Source organism: Pseudomonas sp. TWRC1-2 (genome assembly GCF_049896685.1).
Classification (GTDB): Bacteria; Pseudomonadota; Gammaproteobacteria; order Pseudomonadales; family Pseudomonadaceae; genus Aquipseudomonas.
In genome coordinates, this window is sequence record NZ_JAFCUU010000006.1 from 142,189 (window position 1) to 164,562 (window position 22,374).

The following is a 22,374-nucleotide window of genomic DNA, read 5'->3' on the forward strand; positions in this document are numbered from 1 at the left end:
GAGGGTTTGTGATGAAGTTAGCCATTGTTACCGCCTGCCCGAACGGCATGGTCACCAGTGTGCTGTGCGCCCGCTTGTTGGACGCCGCCGCGCAGCGCCAGGGCTTGCACACCAGCGTCGAAGTGGTGGACGTGCAGCACCCGGAACGCCAGTTGTCCCAGGCCACGCTCGATGACGCCGATTGGGTGTTGCTGGTCAGCAGCACGCCGGTGGAGATGCAGCGGTTTGTCGGCAAACGCGTGTTCCAGAGCACGCCGGCCCAGGCGTTGGCGGATGTGGACGCAGTATTGCGTCGCGGCGCCGAAGAGGCTGAGGTCTATGTGGCGACGCAGCAGGCAGCCAAGTCCGCGCCGCGTATCGTCGCGGTCACGGCCTGCCCCACCGGCGTAGCGCACACCTTTATGGCGGCCGAAGCCTTGCAGCAAACCGCCAAGCGCCTGGGCTACGACTTGCAGGTCGAGACCCAGGGCTCGGTGGGCGCGCGCACGCCTTTGAGCCCGGAGGCCATCGCCAATGCCGACGTGGTGTTGCTGGCGGCCGACATTGAAGTGGCCACCGAGCGCTTCGCCGGCAAGAAGATTTACCGCTGTGGCACCGGCATTGCCCTCAAGCAATCCGAAGCCACGCTCAACAAAGCCTTGGCCGAAGGCGCGGTGGAAAGCGCGGCCGGCAGCGCGGTGGCGAAAAAATCGGAAAAGACCGGCGTGTACAAACACCTGCTCACCGGTGTGTCGTTCATGTTGCCGATGGTGGTGGCCGGCGGCTTGCTGATCGCCTTGTCGTTTGTGTTCGGCATTCATGCCTTTGAAGAAAAGGGTACCTTGGCGGCGGCACTCAAAACCGTCGGCGACCAGGCCTTCATGCTGATGGTGCCGTTGCTGGCGGGCTATATCGCCTACTCGATTGCCGACCGCCCCGGCCTCGCGCCGGGCATGATTGGCGGCCTGCTCGCGGGCACGTTGGGCGCGGGTTTTATCGGCGGGATTTTCGCCGGTTTCCTCGCCGGTTATTGCGTCAAACTGATCACCCGCGCGGTGAAGTTGCCGCAGAGCCTGGAGGCGCTCAAGCCGATCCTGATCATTCCATTGCTGGCGAGTTTGTTCACCGGCCTTGCGATGATTTATCTGGTCGGCCCGCCGGTCGCGCGGCTGCTCAGCAGCCTGACCGACTTTCTCAGCACCATGGGCACCACCAACGCGGTGCTGCTGGGTATCCTCCTGGGCGGCATGATGTGCGTCGATTTGGGTGGGCCGATCAACAAGGCGGCGTATGCGTTTTCCGTCGGCTTGCTGGCCGCTTCCAGCGGCGCGCCGATGGCCGCGACCATGGCCGCTGGCATGGTGCCGCCGATTGGCATGGGCATCGCCACGTTCCTGGCGCGGCGCAAGTTCGCCCAGACCGAGCGCGAAGCCGGCAAGGCCGCGATGATTCTGGGCCTGTGCTTTATCTCCGAAGGCGCGATTCCGTTTGCGGCCAAAGACCCACTGCGCGTGATCCCGGCCAGCATCGCCGGTGGCGCCTTGACCGGCGCGCTGTCGATGTATTTCGGCTGCAAACTGGCGGCGCCTCATGGTGGCCTGTTTGTGCTGATCATTCCCAATGCGATGAACCATGCCCTGCTGTACTTGCTGGCGATTGTTGCCGGCAGCCTGTTGACGGGGTTGGTGTATGCGCTGATCAAGCGCCCTGAGGCGCTGGAACTCACAGAAGCTGCGGGAAAGGCCTGACACCGGCCAAAAATTTGGGAGCGGGCTTGCTCGCGAACGCAGTGTGCCAGTCAATGTATTGGTTGATTGACACTGCGCTTTCGCGGGCAAGCCCACTCCCACATTTGGATCTTCGGGGCTGCCGAGTCGGGTGTCACATCCGCTTCATCCCCGCGTGCTTTAGTTGACCTTTTGATACTCAAGAGGGCACCTGCATGAGCCACTTCGATCTCGGCCGTCGCCGCGTGATGCAAGCCGTCGGCGCGGGCCTGCTGCTGCCGGGCCTGGCGCCGGCGGTGATCGCGTCGGTCAAGGACCGGCCGCAACTCACCGATGGCGTGCAGTCCGGCGACCTGCTGGGCGACCGCGCGATGATCTGGAGCCGCAGCGACCGCCCGGCCAAGATGGTGGTGGAATGGGACACCCGCAGCGTGTTCAGCAACCCGCGAAAATTCATCTCGCCACTGGCCGACAGCCGCACCGACTTTACTGCCCGCGTCGAACTCACGGGGTTACCGGTCGACCAGGCGATCTTTTACCGCGTGCATTTTGAAGACGCCCAGACCGGCGTCGCCAGCGAGCCGTGGTTTGGCCACCTGCGCAGCGTGCCGCAACAACGCCGTGACATCCGTTTTGTGTGGAGCGGCGACACCGTCGGCCAGGGCTTTGGTATCAACCCGGACATTGGCGGCATGCGCATCTACGAAGCGATGCGCCTGCGCCTGCCGGACTTTTTTATCCACAGCGGCGACACCATCTACGCCGACGGCCCGGTGCCGGCGCAGTTGAGCGTTGAAGACGGGCGCATCTGGCGCAACATCATCACCGAAGCCAAGAGCAAAGTCGCCGAAACCCTGGATGAATACCGCGGCAATTACCGCTACAACCTGCTCGACGAAAACGTGCGCCGCTTCAACGCCGAGGTGCCGCAGATCTGGCAGTGGGACGATCACGAGGTGGTGAATAACTGGTCGCCGAGCAAGCAACTCGATGAGCGCTATCAGACCAAGGACATCAACACCCTGGTCGGCCGCGCACGTCAGGCCTGGCTGGAGTATTCACCGATGCGTCGGCAAAGCGCCGATGGCGGCGGGCGGATTTATCGCAAGCTCAGCTACGGCCCGCTGCTGGATGTGTTCGTACTGGACATGCGCAGTTACCGCGGCCCCAACGACGACAACCTGGGCGGCGAAAAACCGTTCATGGGCCGTGAGCAACTGGACTGGCTCAAGCGCGAACTCAAGGCCTCAAAAGCGCAATGGAAGGTCATCGCCGCCGACATGCCCATCGGCCTTGGCGTGCCTGACGGCGAGGTCAGCCCCGGCGTACCGCGTTGGGAAGCGATCGCCAACGGCGACCCTGGCCCGGCTCAGGGCCGTGAGCTGGAGATTGCCGAACTGTTAGGGTTTCTGCGTGCCCAGCAGGTGCGTAACCATGTGTGGCTGACGGCGGATGTGCACTACTGCGCGGCGCACCATTACCACCCCGACCGGGCGGCGTTTCAGGATTTCGAGCCGTTCTGGGAATTTGTGGCCGGGCCTTTGAATGCAGGGAGTTTTGGGCCCAACCCGCTGGATAAAACCTTTGGCCCACAGGTGGTGTTCGAGAAGGCGCCGCCTGCGCAGAACACCTCGCCGCTGGCTGGGTTTCAGTTTTTTGGTGAGGTGCAGATTGACGGGCAGACGGCGGAGTTGACGGTGATCTTGCGCGACTTGGATGGGGTCTCGGTGTTCGAGCAAAAGCTGCAGCCTGCCTGACCTGCAATGCACTTAATCACTGTGGGAGCTGGCTTGCCTGCGATTGCATCACCCTGGTGTCACTGATACACCGAGGGGTGCCTGCATCGCAGGCAAGCCAGCTCCCACATTTGATCCTCGGTGTTTATGAGGGCTTAGTACACATCCCGGCGATAGCGGCCCTGCTCGATCAGGCGCTCCACCGCTTCGCTGCCCAGCATCTCATGCAGCACTTGGTCCACGCCCGTCGCCATGCCCTGCAAACTACCGCAGACATAAATGGCCGCGCCGTCTGCCAGCCATCGACGCAGCACGTCCGCCGACTCGCGCAGGCGATCCTGTACGTAGATTTTCTCTTGCTGATCGCGGGAAAACGCCAGGTCCAGCAGGGCCAGATCGCCGCTGGCCAGCCAGCCTTGCAGCTCGTCCTGGCACAGGTAATCGTGGGCGATATTGCGCTCGCCAAACAGCAGCCAGTTGCGCTGCTGGCCAGCGGCAATGCGCGCCTTGAGCAAGCTGCGCAGGCCGGCAAGGCCGGTGCCGTTGCCCAAAAGGATCAGCGGCACTGGCGCCTCTGGCAGATGGAAACCACTGTTGCGACGCACGCGCAGGCTGATGCTTGAGCCGAGGGCGGCGTGTTCGGTCAGCCAGCCGGAAGCCAGGCCCAGGCTGCCGTCGGGGTGACGTTCCTGGCGCACGATCAGCTCCAGCACGCCGTCGCTGGCAATCGAGGCGATGGAGTATTCGCGCATGCCCAGGGGCACCAGGGCGTTCACCAGTGCCTGGGCATGCAGGCCGACCAAATGCGCGCGGTTGTCCGGCAGTTGGCGGGTCGCCAGGGCTTGGTTGAGGGTTTGCGCAAGGCCCTCGATCAACACGCCGTCGCTGCCGGCCAGGCCCAGGCCGGCGAGGAAGTGTTCGATGGCCCACGGGCAATTGCGCGGCAGTATTTCCACCAGGTCGCCGGCCAGCCAGGTGTGTGGCGAAGGCGGTGTGAGGCCGAGCAAGTAGATGTCCGAGCCGACGCTGTCGCGGTTGAGCAGGGTGCGTCGGGTCAGGGTCCAGTTTTCGTACTGGGCGGTCTGCCAGGCGGATGCCGGCGCATGCCCGGTGAGCTGGCCCAGCTGCTGTTGCCAGGTCAGCAGCGCGTCGGTGTCGCCGCTGTCGACTTCCACAGGCGCGAACAACGGGTTGCCGCCTTGATGGGTCAGCCAGAAATGCAGGCGCCGGGCAAAGCCGCAGAAGTGTTCGTACTGGCGGTCACCCAGGGCCAGCACCGAGTAGTTGAGGCCTTTGAGCGACAGGTCCTGGCCGAGCACGCTGCGTTCGAAACCACGGGCGCTGTCGGGCGCTTCGCCGTCGCCGAAGGTGCTGACCACAAACAGTGCATGTTCTGACTCACACAGGTCTTGCTGGCTGACACTGCCCAACTGCTGCACCTTCACCGGCAGGCCGGCGGCCTGTAATTGCCCGGCCGTCTGCCACGCAAGCTGTTCGGCAAAGCCGCTCTGGCTGGCAAAGCCGATCAGCCACGCCGGGGCGTCGCTGTGGTTGGCGCCGAGGCCTTTGCGGGCATCGCGGACCTGGCGTTTTTTGCGACGGCGGTCGAGGTACAGCAGCCAGCCGGTAATAAAGAACAGCGGCATGCACAGCGCACTGACGGTCAGGATGATGCGGCCTACCAGGCCGAAGTAGCTGCCGGTGTGCAGCGCGTAGACACTGGTGAGCAATTGCGACTTGAAGGTCTTGCTCGCGTAGCGGTCATGGGACTTGACCTCGCCGGTGGCCGGGTCGAGGTTGATCTGGTTCAGCGCGCGGTCATGCGGCGATGTGTTGAGCAGGTAATACACAATGGCCGGCTGCCCGGCGACGGCCGGCATACGGATGTTGTAGGCGCTCAAGCCGGGGCCGGCGTTGGCGTAGATGCTGCTCCAGATCGCGTCGTAGTCGGCCACTGGCGCCGGGCCTTCGGGCGGCGGGCCGCGCTTGCGCATGCGTTCATTTTGCGGGGCGTCGGAGAGCAGTTTGGTCACGCCCTGGTTGTACCAGTCATACGACCAATACAGGCCAGTGAGCGCGGCCAATAGATAAAACAGCAGGCACCAGGTGCCGAACACCGAGTGCAGGTCCCAGTTGAAACTGCGGCCCTTTTTGCGCCAGTCCAGCGTCAGCCAGGCGCGCCAGCTTGCCACCTGGCGCGGCCAGCGCAGGTACAGGCCCGACAGGCAGAAGAACACCAGGATCAGCGTGCAGGCGCCGGTGATTTGCCGGCCGGTATCGCCAGCCGCCAGGAAGCGGTGCAGTTGCAAGATGAAACCGAACACGTCCTGGCCGACGGCGTCGCCCAGGTAGTTGCCGGTGTACGGGTCGAAGTAGCGCATTTGGCCACGCCGCTCGCCCGGCGGTGCCGTGAAGAACACGCGCGCAGCGTTGCCGCTGTCGCTTTCCACCCACAGCATCGACACGGTCTTGCCTTCGGTGGCCTCCAGCTTGCGCACCAGTTCGGCAGGCGGCAGCACGCCGGCTTCGCGTTTTTCGACGCTCAATACGGTCGGATTGAGCGCGCGCAGAATTTCATCCTGAAACGAGACCGCAGCCCCGGTAATCCCCATCAATGCCAGCACCAGCCCGGCGGTAATGCCGAAGAACCAGTGCAACTGGAACAGGGTTTTCTTCAACACGTCGGACCGCCTCGCTCATCTGGATATAATAAGTCACGGCGCGCATTATGCCGTGGGCTAACGAGAAATCTTCTGTTTTACACGCAAAAGCCCCACGCATCCGATGCGTGGGGCTTTGGGCCTGAAGTTTGCCGCGTTTAGAAGTGGAAACTGGTGGTCAACAACGCCGTACGACCGGCCGCCTGGTTGGCGAAGTGCGCCGCGTAAGCTTTGTCGTAGTAGGTCTTGTCGGTCAGGTTTTGCACGTTCAATTGCAGGTCGACGTTCTTGGTCAGCTTGTAGCTGGCCATGGCGTCGTAGCGCGTGTAGGACGGCACGTAAACGGTGTTGGCCGCATCGCCGTAAACCTGGTCGACGTAGAACGCGCCGCCGCCGATGGTCAGCTTTGGCGTGATGTCATAGGTGGTCCACAGGCTGAAGGTGTTTTTCGGCGTGTTGGGCATTTGGTTGCCCTGGTTGGAACCGGCAGTGACGACACCCTGGCGGTTGCCGTTTTTGCCGGGGTCAACCAGCTCGCTTTTCAGGTAGCTGTAGCCGGCGAACACTTGCCATTGTTCGGTGAGCTTGCCGCTGGCGGACAGTTCGATGCCGTCCACTCGCGATTCGCCCGCGGTCTCGTAGGTGTTGGAGTCCACCAGAATGCGCGTGTTTTTCTTCTCGGTACGGAAGATCGCGCCGGTCAGGGACAGGCGGTTGTGGAACAGGTCCCACTTGGTGCCCAGTTCGTAGTTGACGGTTTCTTCGGGTTTCAGGTCGCTGGTGTTGATGCCGGTGACGAAGCCATTGGTTTCCTGGCCTTCACCGACCATGCCGCCGGCAGGCGATGCCGAGGTGGCGTAGGAGGTGTAGATGCTGCCGTTCTCCAGCGGCTTCCAGACCAGGCCCGCCTGCCAGTTGAAGAACTGGCTGTCGTCCTTGATTTTGCTGCGCCCCGCGGCGGCGTTGGTGTTGGCTTCGGTGTCGAAGGTGTCGTAGCGCAGGCCCAGGTTCAACAGCCATTTCGGGTCCAGCTCAATGGTATCGAACGCGTAGGCGGCGCGGCTGGTGGCCTTGGTGTTGGTGCCGTAGTAGTTGCGCGCGACGCTGCCGGTCCAGGCGTCGTCCGGCGTCGGGTTACTCAGCGAGGTGCACTGCCCGCCCAGGCTGCCTTTGGCCACGGTGCAGGTCGGGTTGGCGTTCGGGCTGACCGTGTAGCCGCTGACGCGGGTTTCTTCGCCGGTGAATTCCAGGCCGGTGGAGTACGAGTGCTTCATGCCCGCCAGCTGGAAATTGCCGAACAGGTCGGTCTGGTTGGTGGTGGTGTCGGTGGTCGACACTCGGGTGTTGGCACGGCGCCACACGGTGCCGAAACGGCTGACGTTGCGCTGGCTGTCGTCCGGCTGAGTGAGCACGTAGTCCTGGCCGGTGCTGCCATGGCGAAGGGTGTTTTTCAGCGTCATGTTGTCGTTCAGGTCGTGCTCGATGGAGAACGTGCTGATATCGGCGCGGGTCTTGCGGAAGTCGCGGTCCTTCAAGCCGTAGAAGTTGTTGCTGTCACCGCCATCGGTGGGTTTGTCGTGCCCGTGGGCAGTAGCGGTCGGCGAGCTGTAGCCGTAGGGAATGCCCGAGTCCGGCAGGTCGTTGCTTTCCATGTGGTAGTAGCTGAAGTTGACGCGCGTCGGCGTGCCCAGGCCGAAGGTCAGCGACGGCGCAACACCCCAGCGGTCATAGTCGATGACATCGCGGCCAGCCACGTTCTGTTCGTGGCTCATCAGGTTCAAGCGGAACGCGGCGTTGTCGAGGAACTGGCGGTTCACGTCGAGCACGTAGCGGCGGGTCTGGTCGGAGCCGTAGGTGAAACCGCCGTTGGTGAAGTCGCGCGCCTGTGGCGTTTTGCTCACCAGGTTGATGCTGCCGCCCGCCGAGCCGCGACCGCCGAACGAGGAGTTCGGGCCTTTGCTGACTTCAATCGATTCGATGTCGAAGATCTCGCGGCTCTGGCCGCCGGTGTCGCGCACGCCGTCCAGATAAGTGTCGCCCTGGGCATCAAAGCCGCGAATGAACGGACGGTCGCCCTGAGGGTTACCGCCTTCACCGGCACCGAAAGTAATGCCCGGTACAGTGCGCAAGGCGTCCTGCAACGAGGTGGCGGCGGTGTCCTTGAGCACTTGTTGCGGCACCACGGTCACCGAGCGCGGGGTGTCTACCAGTGGCGCGGTGTACTTTTGTGAAGCGGCTTTTTCCACCTGGTAGGACGTGTTGTCCTGCTCCTGGCCGGTAATGCTGGTGGCGCCCAAGGAGATGCTGTTGCGCTCGCCTTTGTGTTCGGTGCTTTCGGCCGCTTGCGCCAATTGGGCGGCAGAGCTGGCGCTGAGTGCGACGCCGATGGCCGAAGCCAGCACGCGTGGTGAACTGGCTGGTGTTTTTAGCAGTGTGCGCGACATTGACGTGTCCCTTCCCCAAGGTTGTAAGGCCGCGGAATATAGGATCAACAAGAGTTTCTATCAATTGCGATACATTACTATTCGCACTGAATTTACATTCTTTACACTTTTTGCTTACGGTTTTTACCAACTCGTTCGTCCCCCGCGTTTTACAGGGCGGATAAGAATCAATACCATTGGTGCCTCTCTGCCTCCAGGTACTGCCCCATGCTGCTGCACATTCCCGGCCTGTTCTCTCGCGAGGAGGTGCTGCGCATTCGCCAAGCCTTGGAAAGCACCGAGTGGGCCGACGGTAAAATCACCGCCGGGCATCAGTCCGCCAAAGCCAAACACAACCTGCAATTGCCCGAAGGCCACCCGCTGGCCAAGGAAATTGGCGCGGCGATGCTTGAGCGTTTGTGGAAAAACCCGCTGTTTATGTCAGCGGCGTTACCGCACAAGGTTTTCCCGCCTTTGCTCAATTGCTACACGGCCGGTGGCAGTTTCGACTTCCATATCGACAACGCCGTGCGCCAGGCGCGGGGCAGCCACGAACGGGTGCGCACGGACCTGTCGTCCACGCTGTTTTTCAGTGATCCAGAGGAATACGACGGCGGCGAGCTTGAGATCCAGGACACCTTCGGCCTGCAGCGGGTCAAACTCCCGGCCGGCGACATGGTGCTGTACCCGGGCTCGAGCCTGCACAAGGTCAACGCCGTAACCCGTGGCGCGCGTTACGCCTCGTTCTTCTGGACCCAAAGCCTGGTGCGTGAAGACAGCCAGCGCACCTTGCTGTTCGAGATGGACGGCGCCATCCAGCAACTGACCCGCGATGTTCCTGACCATCCAGCGCTGATCCAGCTCACCGGCACGTACCACAACCTGTTGCGCCGCTGGGTCGAGGTCTGACATGGGCTTTTTATTGCGCCGTGAAGAAGTGCTCAACGTCGAGCAACTGCAAAGCATGCTCGACGATTCCCCGGTGCGCGCCGCCCAGGCGATTTTGATGGCCGCCAAGGAGGGCGTGGTAGACGCCCAGGCCTTGCTGGGGCAAATCCTGCTGGAAGGGCGCGGCATTGCGCGCGATGAAGCGCTGGCGCTGCGCTGGTTCCAGATCGCCGCCAACGGCGGGCAGTTGATGGCACGCAATATGGCCGGGCGTTGCCTGGAACATGGCTGGGGCTGCGCCGTCGATGAAGCGGCAGCTGCGCGGGAGTATCGCCTGGCGGCAGAGGCCGGGTTGGATTGGGGCCAGTACAACTATGCCAACCTGCTGGCCACCGGTCGTGGTGTCGACGAAGACCGACCGCAAGCGCTGGGGTTTTATCGGCTGGCTGCAGAGCAGGGCCACGCCAAGTCGATGAACCTGCTGGGGCGTTATCTGGAAGACGGCCACTCTTGCCCGAGGGATTTTGAGGCGGCTGTCGAGTGGTATCGGCGTTCAGCCGAAGGCGGGGATTTTCGCGGGCAGTTCAGCTATGCCGCGATATTGGCTGACCGAGGCCGAATCGACGAGGCATTGGCGTGGCTGCGCAAGGCGCTGGCGGGCGGCAATCTGAAGTTTTTGCGAACGGCTCACACCGCGTTGGCCGCAGCCAGTGACCCGCAGGTTCGGGCGATGGCCGAGGCCTACCAACAGCGCGCCGCAAGCCTTTCCTGACCGATAAAAAAACCCATGACATGTCATGGGTTTTTTGTGTGCGAGTTGCTTACACGTAGTAAGACTTCAACGGCGGGAAGCCATTGAATTCCACAGCGCTGTAGCTGGTGGTGTACGCACCGGTCGACAGCCAGTACAAACGGTCACCAATCGCCAGGTTCAGCGGCAGGCCGTACTTGTAGTTTTCGTACATGATGTCGGCGCTGTCGCAGGTAGGGCCGGCGATGACCACTTCTTCCATCTCGCCTTTCTTCTCGGTCCAGATCGGGAACTTGATGGCTTCGTCCATGGTTTCGATCAGGCCGGAGAATTTGCCCACATCGGTGTACACCCAACGCTCGACGGCGGTGCGGGATTTACGCGCCACCAACACCACTTCGCTGACCAGGATGCCGGCGTTGGCGATCAACGAACGGCCTGGTTCCAGGATGATTTCCGGCAGGTCGTCGCCGAAATCTTCCTTGAGGAAGCGGATGATTTCTTCGGCGTAGGTTTCCAGGCTGTTGGTACGGGTGATGTAGTTGGCCGGGAAGCCACCGCCCATGTTGATCAGCTTCAGATGAATGCCGTCTTCTTCTTTCAGGCGTTCGAAGATCACTTTGACCTTGGCGATCGCCGCGTCCCACACGCTGATGTCGCGCTGCTGCGAGCCGACGTGGAAGGAGATGCCGTATGGCACCAGGCCCAGGTCACGGGCGAGGATCAGCAGGTCCATGGCCATGTCGGTCTGGCAGCCGAATTTGCGCGACAGCGGCCAGTCAGCCGTGGTCGAGCCTTCGGTGAGGATACGCACATAGACTTTCGAGCCCGGCGCGGCCTTGGCGATGTTGCGCAGGTCGGCTTCGGAGTCGGTGGAGAACAGACGCACGCCCTTCTCGTAGAAGTAGCGGATGTCCTTGGATTTTTTGATGGTGTTGCCGTAGCTGATACGGTCGGGGCTCACGCCACGGTCCATGACCTTGTCCAGCTCGTAGATCGAGGCGATGTCGAAGCTCGAACCCTTGTCTTTCAACAGGTCGATGATCTCGACGGCAGGGTTGGCCTTGACCGCGTAATAGACTTTGGCGAATTCGAAACCGGCGCGCAGGTCATCGTAGGCCTGGCTGATCATCGCGGTGTCGATCACCACGAACGGGGTTTCTTGCTTGTCGGCGAACGCCTTCATTTTGTCAAACGTGGCGCGCGCGAAATAATCTTCGACGTTGATCGACATGCTGGGAACTCCTAAGGGCAAACTAAAATTAGCAATGGGTGCAAATGAACGTCCTCCGTATCCCCACTTTGGTTCGCCTACTTCCCAAGGCATGTCGCCGAAAGCAAAAAGGCCACGGGAATCACCGCTTCCCTTGGCCTTGCTGTCTCGTCGTCAGTACTTGAGCCGGATGGATCGTTTCCAGCATGGACGTTCGGCGCGAACTTTAGGACGTGAGGGGCCATAGATCAACTAAAAATGTCGCGTTTTTGCACGCGTTCGTCGCAGGACCTCGTGCAGCTACTTATGTAACCGACCGGTGTGACGGATTGATGTTCCCCGGGAGGGCTAAATCGGCGGGATTTCAGCGAGCAAATGTGGGAGGGGGCTTGCCCCCGATGGGGTGGATCAGTGACTGATGAAGTGACTGACACACCGTCATCGGGGGCAAGCCCCCTCCCACAGGTTGACCTGGGTTGTTTTATATCAGGCCAGGGCGGTCTCGGCAGGGGAGACAATACTGGTCTTGCCGCCACGCGACTTACCGGAACTCAGGTACTCGGCAATCGATTCCTGAGTCACTTCACCCAGGAACACCCGCTCCGCGTCCATCACCGGCAACCACGAGCGGTTGAACTCGTACATGCGCGACAACAGGATGCGCAAGTGCTCGTCATACGCCGCCGTGGCGTTGAACTCGCGCAAGTACTGGCCGCAGGTACCGGTCTGACGGTGCAGGTCGCGACGTCGTACATAACCCAGCGCCTTGTTCTCGGCACAGGTAACCACCACGTAGCGACGGTCCGTTTCGTCCATCAGCTCCAGGGCCTCGGCCACCGGGGTTTCGGGGCTCACCGACGGGGCGTTGTCCGCCGCGTCCTCGGCTTTCACCAGCAGCAGGCGCTTGAGGGTGCTGTCCTGGCCGACGAAATTGCTCACGAACTCGTCAGCCGGATGCGCCAGCAGCGTGTCCGGGTGGTCGATCTGCAGCAGCTTGCCGGCGCGGAAGATCGCAATCTTGTCGCCCAGCTTGATCGCTTCGTCGATGTCGTGGCTGACCATGATCACGGTCTTGTTCAGCGCGCGCTGCATCTCGAAGAATTCGTTCTGGATCATCTCGCGGTTGATCGGGTCAACCGCGCCGAACGGCTCGTCCATCAGCAGCAGCGGCGCATCGGCCGCCAACGCACGGATCACGCCGATGCGCTGTTGCTGGCCGCCCGACAGTTCACGCGGGTAGCGATGCAGGTACTGCTTGGGTTCCAGCTTGATCATGCTCATCAACTCGCGGGCGCGGTCGTGGCATTTCTGCTTGTCCCAGCCGAGCAGCTTGGGCACGACCACGATGTTTTCCTCGATGGTCATGTTCGGGAACAGGCCGATCTGCTGGATCACATAACCGATGTTGCGACGCAAGGTCACCTCATCCAGGTCGGTGGTGTCTTCGCCGTTGATCAAAATCTTGCCCGAGGTGGGCTTGATCAGGCGGTTGATCATTTTCAGCGTGGTGCTTTTGCCGCAACCCGATGGGCCGAGGAACACGCAAATCTCGCCTTCATTGACGGTCAGGCTTACGTCGTTCACGGCAGATACGGTTTTGCCGTTGCTTTGAAAAGTCTTGGTCAGGTTTTGAAGTTCGATCATTTGAGCAGTCCTTTTGGAGTCAGCGAGCGTTGCAGCCATTGCAGAAGCAGGTCGGCGAAGATGGCCAGAAGACTGACCAGCACGGCGCCAACGATCAGCATCGACATGTCGCTGCGGCTGATGGAAGCCAGAATAAGTACACCCAGGCCACCGGCGCCGATGGTGGCGGCGATGGTCATCACACCAATGTTCATCACCACGGCGGTGCGCACACCGGCAAGGATCACGGGCACGGCGATGGGCAGTTCAACCATGCGCAGGCGCTGGCCGAAGGTCATGCCGATGCCTTTGGCGGCTTCGCGGATGCCCGGTTCCACGCCCGTCAGGGCCAGGTAGGTGTTACGCATGATCGGCAGCAGCGAGTAGAGGAACACCGCGGTGATCGCCGGCATCGGCCCCAGGCCCTGGCCGAACTTGGAGTAGAACGGCAGCAGCAGGCCGAACAGCGCGATCGACGGCACGGTCAGCAGCACCGTGGCGCTGGCTTGCAGCGGGCCGGCCAGGGTCGGGAAGCGCGTCATCAGCACGCCCAGCGGCACGCCCACGACGATTGCCAGAATGACGGCAATGCCGACCAGGGTGATGTGCTGCCAGGTCAGGTGCAGGACCTGGGCCCAATCAAGATGGGAAAAGGCGTTCAGAAATTCCATGTCTTCTCCTCTTATTGGCTGATGGGATGTTGGCGCAGGAAGTCTGCGGCCACGGCGGAGGGGCTTTCATGGTCAACGTCGACCCGTGCGTTCAGCTGGCGCATGGTGGCGTCGTCGAACAGCGCGGCCAGCGGTTTCAGGTCAGCGGCCAATTGCGGGTGAGCGTCGAGATAAACCTGACGCACTACCGGCGCAGCGGTGTAGTCCGGGAAGTAGTGTTTGTCGTCTTCGAGCAGCTTCAATTTGAAGGCATTCAGGCGACCGTCGGTGGTGTAGACCAACCCGGCAAACACCTGGCCATTACGCAGCGCGGTGTAGACCAGGCCGGCGTCCATCTGCCGGGTGTTTTTGCGCGTGAGGTTCATGTCATACAGCTTGACCATGCCGGCCATGCCGTCGGAACGGTTGGCGAACTCGGTGTCCAGGGCCACCAGGCGCGTGCCTTTGGTTTTCTCGGCCAGGGCTTGGGTCAGGTCGCTGATGCTGTTGATCTGCGGAAATTCCTTGGCCACGTTTTCCGGCAACGCCAATGCGTAGGTGTTGCTGAATTTCGACGGGGAGAGCCAGACCAGGCCTTTTTTCGCATCGAGTTCTTTGACTCGGGCGTAGGACTGTTCGCTGTCGAGCTTCTCGTCCACATGGTTGTAGGCCACCAGCGACACGCCGGTGTATTCCCAGATCAGGTCCAGTTGCCCGCTTTCCTGGGCACTGCGCGCCAGGTTGCTGCCCAGGCCGCCGGTCACGCGGGTGTCGTAACCCTTGGTGCGCAGGTACTGGGAGGTGATTTCGGCGAGCAGCGTCTGTTCGGTGAACACCCGTGCGCCGATGCGGATCACTGGTTTTTCAGCGGCTTGCGCAAAACCTGCGAACAGCAGGACGCAGCTCAATATCAATGTCAGTTTTTTCATGTGAATTCCTTTGCCAAGCCTTAAGACGGACGCAACCCGCGTTCCAGCCAGAGGCGGCTGGCCATGGTCACCAGACCGTCAAGCAGCAATGCCAGCAGCGCGGTGCACGCGGCGCCGAGCAGCAGTTGCGGCTGATTGTTCAGGGCGATGCCGGGGAAGATCAGGCTGCCCAGGCTGTTGGCTCCAATGAGGAACGCCAGCGGTGCGGTGCCGACGTTGATCGCCAGGGCCACGCGCACACCGCCGATGATGATCGGCACGGCGTTGGGCAATTCCACGCGAAACAGCACCTGGCGCGGCGTCATGCCGATGCCGGTGGCGGCTTCTTTCAGCGAGCCTTGAACGTTTTTGAGGCCTTCGTAGGTGTTGCGCACAATGGGCAGCAACGAGGCGAGGAACAACGCGAAGATGGCCGGGCCACTGCCGATGCCGAGGACGCCGAGGGCGATGGCCAGTACGGCCAGGGGAGGGACGGTGTTGCCGATGTTGAAGATCTGCATGAAACGTTCTGCACGCCCGACCATGTTCGGTCGGCTGAGCAGGATACCGGCGGGGATGCCTACAACGAGGGCAGCCAGCATGGAGACAAGAACGAGGATCAGGTGTGCTTGCAGGTAAAACAACAAATCGTCGCGGTACAGTTCGATCGTGTTGATGCCGATCCAGTGGACCAGCAGGGCCAGGAGAGCGACGACAACCGCTCCTCCTATCAGCCCTTTGCCATAGCGAATAGCCACAGGCGGACTCCTTTTTTTCTTTTGTCGGCGAACACATTTCCGAGCGGCAATGCCATTCCTGGCTGTCGGCGAATGAGTTCGCGAAAAGCAGCTCGCCGATACCGGCAACGCGGTATGCGATCAAGCCATGAGCGCAGCCTCGTCAGGCTAACTTGCTGATTTTTCAGCCCCTGGTACGAGTGCGGTAGCAGGGGAGTGGACGTCTCTACCTTTTAAAAGGTTCCACACTTGGCAGCATTTAGCCACCCCCAATCGGGTGAACGGTGGTCTGGCTCCCTGGGTTTGCGCTATACTCGCCGCCCTTTTTTGACTCACCTGCCAGGCGATTTCCCATGACCCACCAGGCCGCCGAAGTCGCGAAACGCCGCACTTTCGCCATTATTTCCCACCCCGATGCCGGTAAAACCACCATCACCGAGAAGCTCCTGCTGATGGGCAAGGCAATCGCAGTGGCCGGCACGGTGAAATCCCGCAAATCCGACCGCCATGCCACCTCCGACTGGATGGAAATGGAAAAACAACGGGGTATTTCCATTACCACGTCGGTCATGCAGTTCCCGTATCGCGACTACATGGTCAACCTGCTCGACACCCCGGGCCACGAAGACTTCTCCGAAGATACCTACCGCACCCTGACCGCGGTGGACTCGGCCTTGATGGTCCTCGACGGCGGTAAGGGCGTTGAGCCACGTACCATTGCGCTGATGGACGTGTGCCGCCTGCGTGACACGCCAATCGTCAGCTTCATCAACAAACTCGACCGCGATATTCGCGACCCGATCGAGTTGCTCGATGAAATCGAAGCGGTCCTGAAGATCAAGGCCGCGCCGATCACCTGGCCGATTGGTTGCTACCGCGACTTCAAGGGTGTGTACCACCTGGCCGACGACTACATCATCGTTTACACCGCTGGCCACGGCCACGAGCGCACCGATGTGAAAATCATCGAAAAGCTCGACTCCGACGAAGCCCGCGCCCACCTGGGTGACGAGTACGACCGCTTCGTTGATCAACTGGAGCTGGTGCAGGGCGCCTGCCACGAGTTCAATCAGCAGGAATTCCTCGACGGCCAGCTGACCCCGGTGTTCTTCGGTACTGCGTTGGGCAACTTCGGTGTCGACCACGTACTCGACGCCGTCGTGAACTGGGCGCCGAAGCCTCTGGCCCGGGTTGCCAATGAGCGCACCGTGGAACCGGTCGAAGAGAAATTCACCGGCTTTGTGTTCAAGATCCAGGCGAACATGGACCCCAAGCACCGCGACCGTATCGCCTTCATGCGTATCTGCTCCGGCAAATACGAAAAAGGCATGAAGATGCGCCACGTGCGCACCGGCAAGGACCTGCGCATCGGCGATGCCCTGACGTTCTTCTCCTCCGAGCGTGAACAGCTCGAAGAAGCCTACGCCGGCGACATCATCGGCTTGCACAACCACGGCACCATCCAGATCGGCGACACCTTCACCGAAGGCGAAGTGCTGGGCTTCACCGGTATCCCGCACTTCGCCCCGGAACTGTTCCGCCGCGTACGCCTGCGCGACCCGCTCAAATCCAAGCAACTGCGCCAGGGCCTGCAGCAATTGGCGGAAGAGGGTGCCACCCAGGTGTTTTTCCCCGAGCGCAGCAACGACATCATCCTTGGCGCCGTCGGCGTGTTGCAGTTCGATGTGGTCGCCAGCCGCCTGAAAGAGGAATACAAGGTTGAATGCTCCTACGAGCCAATCACCGTGTACTCCGCGCGCTGGATCGATTGCAGCGATAAGAAGAAGCTGGAAGAGTTCTCCAACAAGGCTGTGGAAAACCTGGCAGTGGACGGCGGCGGTCACCTGACCTACCTGGCCCCGACCCGCGTGAACCTGGCATTGATGGAAGAGCGCTGGCCGGATGTGAAATTCTGCGCGACGCGTGAGCACCATTAAGGTCTGAGCGGTAAAAAAAGGGCGAAGCTGTCATGGCTTCGCCCTTTTTTGTGGGCGCGCCGCTGACTCAATGTGGCAAGCCAGCTCCCACATTTGATCCTCATCTGTCAGCGGCATTGGCGAGAAGTCCGCATCCGGTCTAGCGTTTCAAATAATTCACCCAATCAGCGACGGATCAGGAGGCGACCTTGCGTATAACTCAACGCGCCATTCATGTGGTGCTGCTGGGCGCCTTGGGGCTGTCCACTGCTTTGGCTCACACCGCGGCGCTGGCGGATGCCGGAACCCCCCAGTGGAAGGACACCGGCCCCGTCAGCAAAAAAAAGCAAAAGGAGGTCAACTCCGGCAGTTGGCAACCCCAAGCCCAACCCGCGCCAAAGGAAGACGCAGAAAACCCTTATAACGAAGGCGAGGACAGCGACACCTACGACGATGGCGACACCTGAAGCCTGGCGCAAACCCGGCATTGGGACTAGCTTCTAACCTGGCGACGGTAAAACGCTGTCGTGCAGGATTCATCTACTGACTGGACGGAAATCGACCATGAGTATTTTTCAACGTGTAGTGCTGTTGATAAAAGTGCTGGTGCTGTTGTCGTTGGGGATGTCGACGGCCTGGGCGCATAACCCGGTGCAAGGCAGTCAGACGGGCTTTTCGGCGGTGCAGACAGCGCAGGGCAAGGGACTGCAGCTGGCCAAGTCGGAAGCCGAACCAGGCGATGAGGACCAAGGCGGTTCCAAGGATGATGACGACCAGCAAGCCCCGGATGACGATGATAGCGATCAAGGTGACAGCGATACCTGATTCGGCCTGAAGCACGGCCCCTCCCGTCAGGTATGCACCGCCTGACGGGAGGGCTGTAAACGCTTAACCTGTTCCCTTATAAGAATCACGCGATGTCTTTGAAATAGTCGCTTTCCACTATCTTGTCTATTGAAAGTCCCTGTCCTGGCAGGTAATCGGTGCCGCTCGCGGCGGTGAATTTAATATCGCTGCTGCCCTTGGTAATGCTGCGCTCACCTGCAGTCGACGTGCGGGTGGTGTAAACCGTATTACGCATCGCCACGTACCCGCTCAAATCATTATTCATCTTTGTAAGACGGTCATTTATCTGGCCGGGCGTGAGGTCGAGTTTCTTTTCCAGGCGCACACCCCATCGCGTCAGGCAAGTTTCTGCAAAGTGACGAACAATCTCGCCGGGTTCGGCATACACCTTGGCACCCTGGTTTCCATCGGGGGCAGCATTACCCACCAAGGTCGCGTGGCGCCCGGGCATTGGATAGATATGAATATGGGTACTTTTATCAAAGGTGGGCACGACACATGCGAAGCCGGAAGATCGCTCGTCCCTGGCGTAAAAACCGACGTACTCTTTAACGTTGCTGCCGAGCGTTACTCGACTGCTCTGGAAGTTCAAGAGTCCCGGAACGGGGTCGACAGCGAAGATATTGACCGGCACATTCTTCAAGACGCTGTCGTTGAGCATGGCGTTGGCCAGCATGTGGCAGCTGATCCCGCCGCGGCTCCAGCCGACCAGGTTGACGCGCGTGGGAATGATGCCGTCTTTTCGGAAGGTCTTGATGATCTGCTCTTGCAACTGCTGCTGCGTTACTTTGCGCGTACCGTAATCGTAAGTGCGCCAATACCAACTGCCGGTCACTTTGACGTCTTCAATCGGAATGCCGGCTTTCTGCAGTTGGGTGTAGTTTTCCTCCGTCAGTTTTTCGCGCTGCCAGCTAAACGTGCCCTTCATGATGTTAACCGCGTGAGCCACATTTTCTTCCCAGCCGGAGCCCAGGGCGGTGCCCTTTAACTGAAGATAATTGCCAGACTCGGAGAACATCTCATCGGCCTGCAAGTTGCCGCTGCCGGGGCCGTCGATAACAATCCATTCGGCAAACTCCTTACTGACGCTTTGAGTGTTTTGCGCCAGCGTGGAAATCAACTCGCCGTTCCAATAACTTGCGTGAGTATCGTCAAACTTGGTTGAGCCAGTGCCGCAGAAAAAAACAGTGAAGGTTGTCATGAGCGATTACCCGTCCATTGGATAAAGGGGGTGAACTCATAACAATGCAAAAGGCCGTGGCTGGCTACTGTGAGAACTGACAGGCAGTTAGATTGGTTTCGAATACTGAACGGGATTTGGTCATCAAAAGCGGGTGGTGACGAGCCAAAAAAAAGCCCCTCCCAACAGGCTGATGCGCAACCTGATGGGAAGGGCTTGTAGAACACCTGTCATGCCCTGGCGCTATCGCCAGGGCATTTTTGTTGCCAGCAGGCTCAGGCCACGAACTGCTCCGCGTAGTGGCAAGCCACCTGGCGGTTGTCCAGCGGCCGCAACAACGGCTCCTCGCTGCTGCAACGCGCTGTCGCATACGGGCAACGCTTGTGGAACGCGCAGCCAGATGGCGGGTTCAGCGGGTTGGGCAGTTCGCCGACGATCTTGATCTTCGGCTTGTTCGGGTCTGGGTGGATGGTCGGGGTGGCCGACAGCAGCGCCTGGGTGTACGGGTGCAGCGGGCGGGCGTAGATGTCTTCCTTGGGGCCCACTTCCACCGGGCGGCCGAGGTACATCACCATCACGTCGTCGGCAACGTGTTGCACCACTGCCAAGTTGTGGGAAATGAACACGTAGGCGGTGTTGAATTCCTGCTGCAGGTCCATGAACAGGTTGAGCACCTGGGCCTGGATCGACACGTCGAGTGCCGAGGTCGGTTCATCGGCCACCAGCACTTTGGGTTGCAGCATCATCGCGCGGGCCAGGGCAATACGCTGGCGCTGACCACCGGAAAACATGTGTGGGTAGCGCTGATAATGCTCAGGGCGCAGGCCCACTTGCTTCATCATCGCCTGCACTTTCTCGCGGCGCTCGGCGGCGGACAGGTTGGTGTTGATCAACAGCGGCTCGCCGAGTTGATCACCGACCTTCTGGCGTGGGTTCAGCGAGGCGTACGGGCTCTGGAACACCATCTGCACGTCTTTGCGCAGTTGCTTGCGCTGGGCCTTGTCGGCGCCGGCGACTTCCTGGCCGGCGATTTTCAAGGAGCCCGACGACGGCTCTTCAATCAGCGTCAGCGCGCGGGCCAGGGTGGATTTGCCGCAACCCGACTCACCCACTACGGCGAGGGTCTTGCCGGCTTCCAGTTCAAACGACACACCATTAAGCGCGCGTACCAGCGCGTGGCCCTTGAACAGGCCACGGGAGACTTCGTAGTGACGGGTCAGGTCGCGGGCGGTAAGAACGACGGCCATTACGCCACCTCCTGGTTCAAGGGGTAGAAGCAACGCGCGAGGCTGTTGGTTTTCGGGTCAAGGCCAGGCCGCTGGGCACGGCAGGATTCCTGCACATACGGGCAGCGTGGCGACAGCAGGCAACCCTGCGGGCGGTCATAACGACCGGGAACAATACCCGGCAGCGTGGCCAGGCGCGTGGCGCCCAGGCTGTGCTCGGGGATCGCCTTGAGCAGCGCTTCGCTGTACGGGTGCGCCGGGATGTCGAACAGTTGCGGCACCTGGCCGACTTCCACGGCTTGGCCGGCGTACATCACGCACACGCGCTGGGCGGTTTCGGCCACCACGGCCAGGTCGTGGGTGATCAGCACCAGGCCCATGTTCTGCTCTTTCTGCAGGGCCAGCAGCAGCTCCATGATCTGCGCCTGAATGGTTACGTCCAAGGCCGTGGTCGGTTCGTCAGCGATCAGCAGTTTCGGCTCGCCGGCAATCGCCATGGCGATTGCGACACGCTGGCTCATACCGCCGGACAGTTGGTGCGGGTAGGCATCCATACGGCTGGCGGCGCCCGGGATTTCCACTTTTTCGAGCAGTTCGATCGCACGTTTGCGCGCTTGCTTGCCGGACATTTTCAGGTGCAGGCGCAGCACTTCTTCGATCTGGAAACCCACGGTGTAGCTGGGGTTCAGCGCGGTCATCGGGTCCTGGAACACCATCGCCAGGTCTTTGCCGACGATTTGGCGGCGCTGACGGTTGCTCAGCTTGAGCATGTCCTTGCCATCGAAGTTCAGGGCGTCGGCGGTGACGATGCCGGGGTGCTCGATCAGGCCCATCAGCGCCATCATGGTCACGGATTTACCCGAGCCCGACTCGCCAACGATCGCCAGTACTTCGCCTTTGTCGACGGAAATGTCGAGGCCATCGACCACCGGCACGGCGGTCGTGTCGCCGAAGCGTACGTTGAGATTCTTGATTTCTAACAGTGACATGGGAATCTCCTCAGGCGGCGTTCTTGAGTTTCGGGTCCAGCGCATCGCGCAGGCCGTCACCCATCAAGTTGATTGCCAGCACGCTGAGCAAAATGGTCAAACCCGGCAAGCTCACGACCCACCAGGCGCGTTCGATGTAGTCACGGGCCGAAGCCAGCATGGTGCCCCACTCTGGGGTTGGCGGTTGTACGCCAAGGCCAAGGAAGCCCAGGGCCGCGGCATCGAGAATCGCCGAAGAGAAGCTCAAGGTGGCCTGTACGATCAGCGGCGCCATGCAGTTGGGCAGCACGGTGATGAACATCAGGCGTGGCAGGCCGGCGCCGGCGAGGCGGGCGGCCGTCACGTAGTCGCGGTTCAGTTCGCCCATCACCGCAGCACGGGTCAGACGCACATAAGAGGGCAGCGACACGATCGCAATGGCGATCACGGTGTTGATCAGGCCAGGGCCGAGGATCGCGACAATGGCAACGGCCAGCAGCAGTGACGGCAGGGCCAGCATGATGTCCATCAACCGCATGATGGTTGGGCCAAGCAGGCGCGGGAAGAACCCGGCGAACAGACCCAGCAGGATGCCCGGGATCAGCGACATCACGACCGACGACAAGCCGATCAGCAAGGACAGGCGCGAACCCTGGATCAGGCGCGAGAGCAGGTCACGGCCCAGTTCGTCGGTGCCGAGCAGGAACTGCATCTGCCCGCCTTCCAGCCAGGCTGGGGGGGTGAGCAGGAAGTCACGGTATTGCTCGCTCGGGTTATGCGGCGCAACCCAAGGGGCGAAGATCGCGCAAAACACCACCAGCAACATGAACAGCAGGCCGGCGACGGCGCCTTTGTTCTTGGAAAAGGCTTGCCAGAATTCTTTGTACGGGGACGGGTACAGCAGGCTTTGATCGACTGCTACCGCGGAAGTAGGTGTGGTCAT

The 22,374-nt window shown here is 61.0% G+C and carries 18 protein-coding genes; 7 read left to right on the forward strand and 11 right to left on the reverse strand.

The window, feature by feature from the left end; translation table 11 throughout:
• Positions 1-11 precede the first annotated feature (11 nt).
• Entirely contained in the window at positions 12-1,727 is a 1,716-nt protein-coding gene (locus tag ACP7B3_RS18535; RefSeq protein ID WP_426180109.1) for a PTS fructose-like transporter subunit IIB, read from the forward strand.
• A gap of 194 nt (positions 1,728-1,921) precedes the next feature.
• On the forward strand, positions 1,922-3,463 hold the full coding sequence (locus tag ACP7B3_RS18540) for an alkaline phosphatase D family protein (protein ID WP_426180112.1): 1,542 nt from the start codon (positions 1,922-1,924) through the stop codon (positions 3,461-3,463).
• A gap of 134 nt (positions 3,464-3,597) precedes the next feature.
• Here the strand turns inward: ACP7B3_RS18540 and ACP7B3_RS18545 are convergent, their stop codons facing one another.
• Together ACP7B3_RS18545 and ACP7B3_RS18550 are read right to left on the reverse strand one after the other, a co-directional pair.
• Positions 3,598-6,123, reverse strand: a complete 2,526-nt coding sequence (locus tag ACP7B3_RS18545; RefSeq protein ID WP_426180115.1) for a PepSY domain-containing protein — start codon at positions 6,121-6,123, stop codon at positions 3,598-3,600.
• Between the two features lie 137 nt (positions 6,124-6,260).
• Positions 6,261-8,546, reverse strand: a complete 2,286-nt coding sequence (locus tag ACP7B3_RS18550; protein ID WP_426180118.1) for a TonB-dependent receptor — start codon at positions 8,544-8,546, stop codon at positions 6,261-6,263.
• 207 nt (positions 8,547-8,753) lie between these two features.
• Here ACP7B3_RS18550 and ACP7B3_RS18555 point away from each other — a divergent pair, with 207 nt between their 5' ends.
• Together ACP7B3_RS18555 and ACP7B3_RS18560 are read left to right on the forward strand one after the other, a co-directional pair.
• Positions 8,754-9,434 carry a Fe2+-dependent dioxygenase gene (locus ACP7B3_RS18555; RefSeq protein ID WP_369302581.1) on the forward strand — a complete coding sequence of 227 codons (681 nt, stop codon included), beginning with the start codon at positions 8,754-8,756 and terminating at the stop codon, positions 9,432-9,434.
• Between the two features lies 1 nt (position 9,435).
• On the forward strand, positions 9,436-10,185 hold the full coding sequence (locus tag ACP7B3_RS18560) for a tetratricopeptide repeat protein (RefSeq protein WP_426180122.1): 750 nt from the start codon (positions 9,436-9,438) through the stop codon (positions 10,183-10,185).
• A 49-nt stretch (positions 10,186-10,234) separates the two neighbouring features.
• Here the strand turns inward: ACP7B3_RS18560 and ACP7B3_RS18565 are convergent, their stop codons facing one another.
• From ACP7B3_RS18565 to ACP7B3_RS18585, 5 genes are all read right to left on the reverse strand, one after another.
• A complete protein-coding gene (locus tag ACP7B3_RS18565) occupies positions 10,235-11,398 on the reverse strand; it encodes a type III PLP-dependent enzyme (protein ID WP_053254366.1) in 1,164 nt (387 codons plus the stop codon).
• Positions 11,399-11,863: 465 nt separating this feature from the next.
• Positions 11,864-13,021, reverse strand: a complete 1,158-nt coding sequence (locus ACP7B3_RS18570) for a betaine/proline/choline family ABC transporter ATP-binding protein (protein WP_053131666.1) — start codon at positions 13,019-13,021, stop codon at positions 11,864-11,866.
• Positions 13,018-13,671 (reverse strand): ABC transporter permease, encoded by a 654-nt coding sequence (locus ACP7B3_RS18575; protein ID WP_027604864.1) that lies wholly within the window; start codon positions 13,669-13,671, stop codon positions 13,018-13,020. Before ACP7B3_RS18575 ends, ACP7B3_RS18570 begins: the two co-directional genes overlap by 4 nt.
• Before the next feature lie 11 nt (positions 13,672-13,682).
• Positions 13,683-14,579, reverse strand: coding sequence for a glycine betaine ABC transporter substrate-binding protein (locus tag ACP7B3_RS18580; RefSeq protein ID WP_242194740.1), 897 nt, complete (start codon positions 14,577-14,579; stop codon positions 13,683-13,685).
• Positions 14,580-14,599: 20 nt separating this feature from the next.
• Entirely contained in the window at positions 14,600-15,316 is a 717-nt protein-coding gene (locus tag ACP7B3_RS18585; RefSeq protein WP_025856261.1) for an ABC transporter permease, read from the reverse strand.
• 332 nt (positions 15,317-15,648) lie between these two features.
• Between ACP7B3_RS18585 and ACP7B3_RS18590 the strand changes: the two genes are divergently transcribed.
• The 3 genes from ACP7B3_RS18590 (at position 15,649) to ACP7B3_RS18600 (ending at position 18,036) form a co-directional block, all read left to right on the forward strand.
• Positions 15,649-17,232: a peptide chain release factor 3 gene (locus ACP7B3_RS18590; RefSeq protein ID WP_426180129.1), complete on the forward strand. Its 1,584-nt coding sequence runs from the start codon at positions 15,649-15,651 to the stop codon at positions 17,230-17,232.
• Positions 17,233-17,420: 188 nt separating this feature from the next.
• Entirely contained in the window at positions 17,421-17,678 is a 258-nt protein-coding gene (locus ACP7B3_RS18595) for a hypothetical protein (RefSeq protein WP_145165253.1), read from the forward strand.
• 97 nt (positions 17,679-17,775) lie between these two features.
• Positions 17,776-18,036, forward strand: a complete 261-nt coding sequence (locus ACP7B3_RS18600; protein ID WP_106578629.1) for a hypothetical protein — start codon at positions 17,776-17,778, stop codon at positions 18,034-18,036.
• Between the two features lie 85 nt (positions 18,037-18,121).
• On the opposite strand, the gene ACP7B3_RS18605 is transcribed toward ACP7B3_RS18600, so the two are convergent.
• The 4 genes from ACP7B3_RS18605 to ACP7B3_RS18620 form a co-directional block, all read right to left on the reverse strand.
• Complete coding sequence (locus ACP7B3_RS18605; protein WP_426180136.1) at positions 18,122-19,258, reverse strand: hypothetical protein; 1,137 nt, start codon at positions 19,256-19,258, stop codon at positions 18,122-18,124.
• A gap of 254 nt (positions 19,259-19,512) precedes the next feature.
• Positions 19,513-20,484: a peptide ABC transporter ATP-binding protein gene (locus ACP7B3_RS18610; RefSeq protein WP_106578631.1), complete on the reverse strand. Its 972-nt coding sequence runs from the start codon at positions 20,482-20,484 to the stop codon at positions 19,513-19,515.
• Positions 20,484-21,452, reverse strand: coding sequence for an ABC transporter ATP-binding protein (locus ACP7B3_RS18615; protein ID WP_242194736.1), 969 nt, complete (start codon positions 21,450-21,452; stop codon positions 20,484-20,486). The genes ACP7B3_RS18610 and ACP7B3_RS18615 overlap by 1 nt, the downstream gene beginning before the upstream one ends.
• Before the next feature lie 10 nt (positions 21,453-21,462).
• On the reverse strand, positions 21,463-22,374 hold the full coding sequence (locus ACP7B3_RS18620; RefSeq protein ID WP_145165247.1) for an ABC transporter permease subunit: 912 nt from the start codon (positions 22,372-22,374) through the stop codon (positions 21,463-21,465).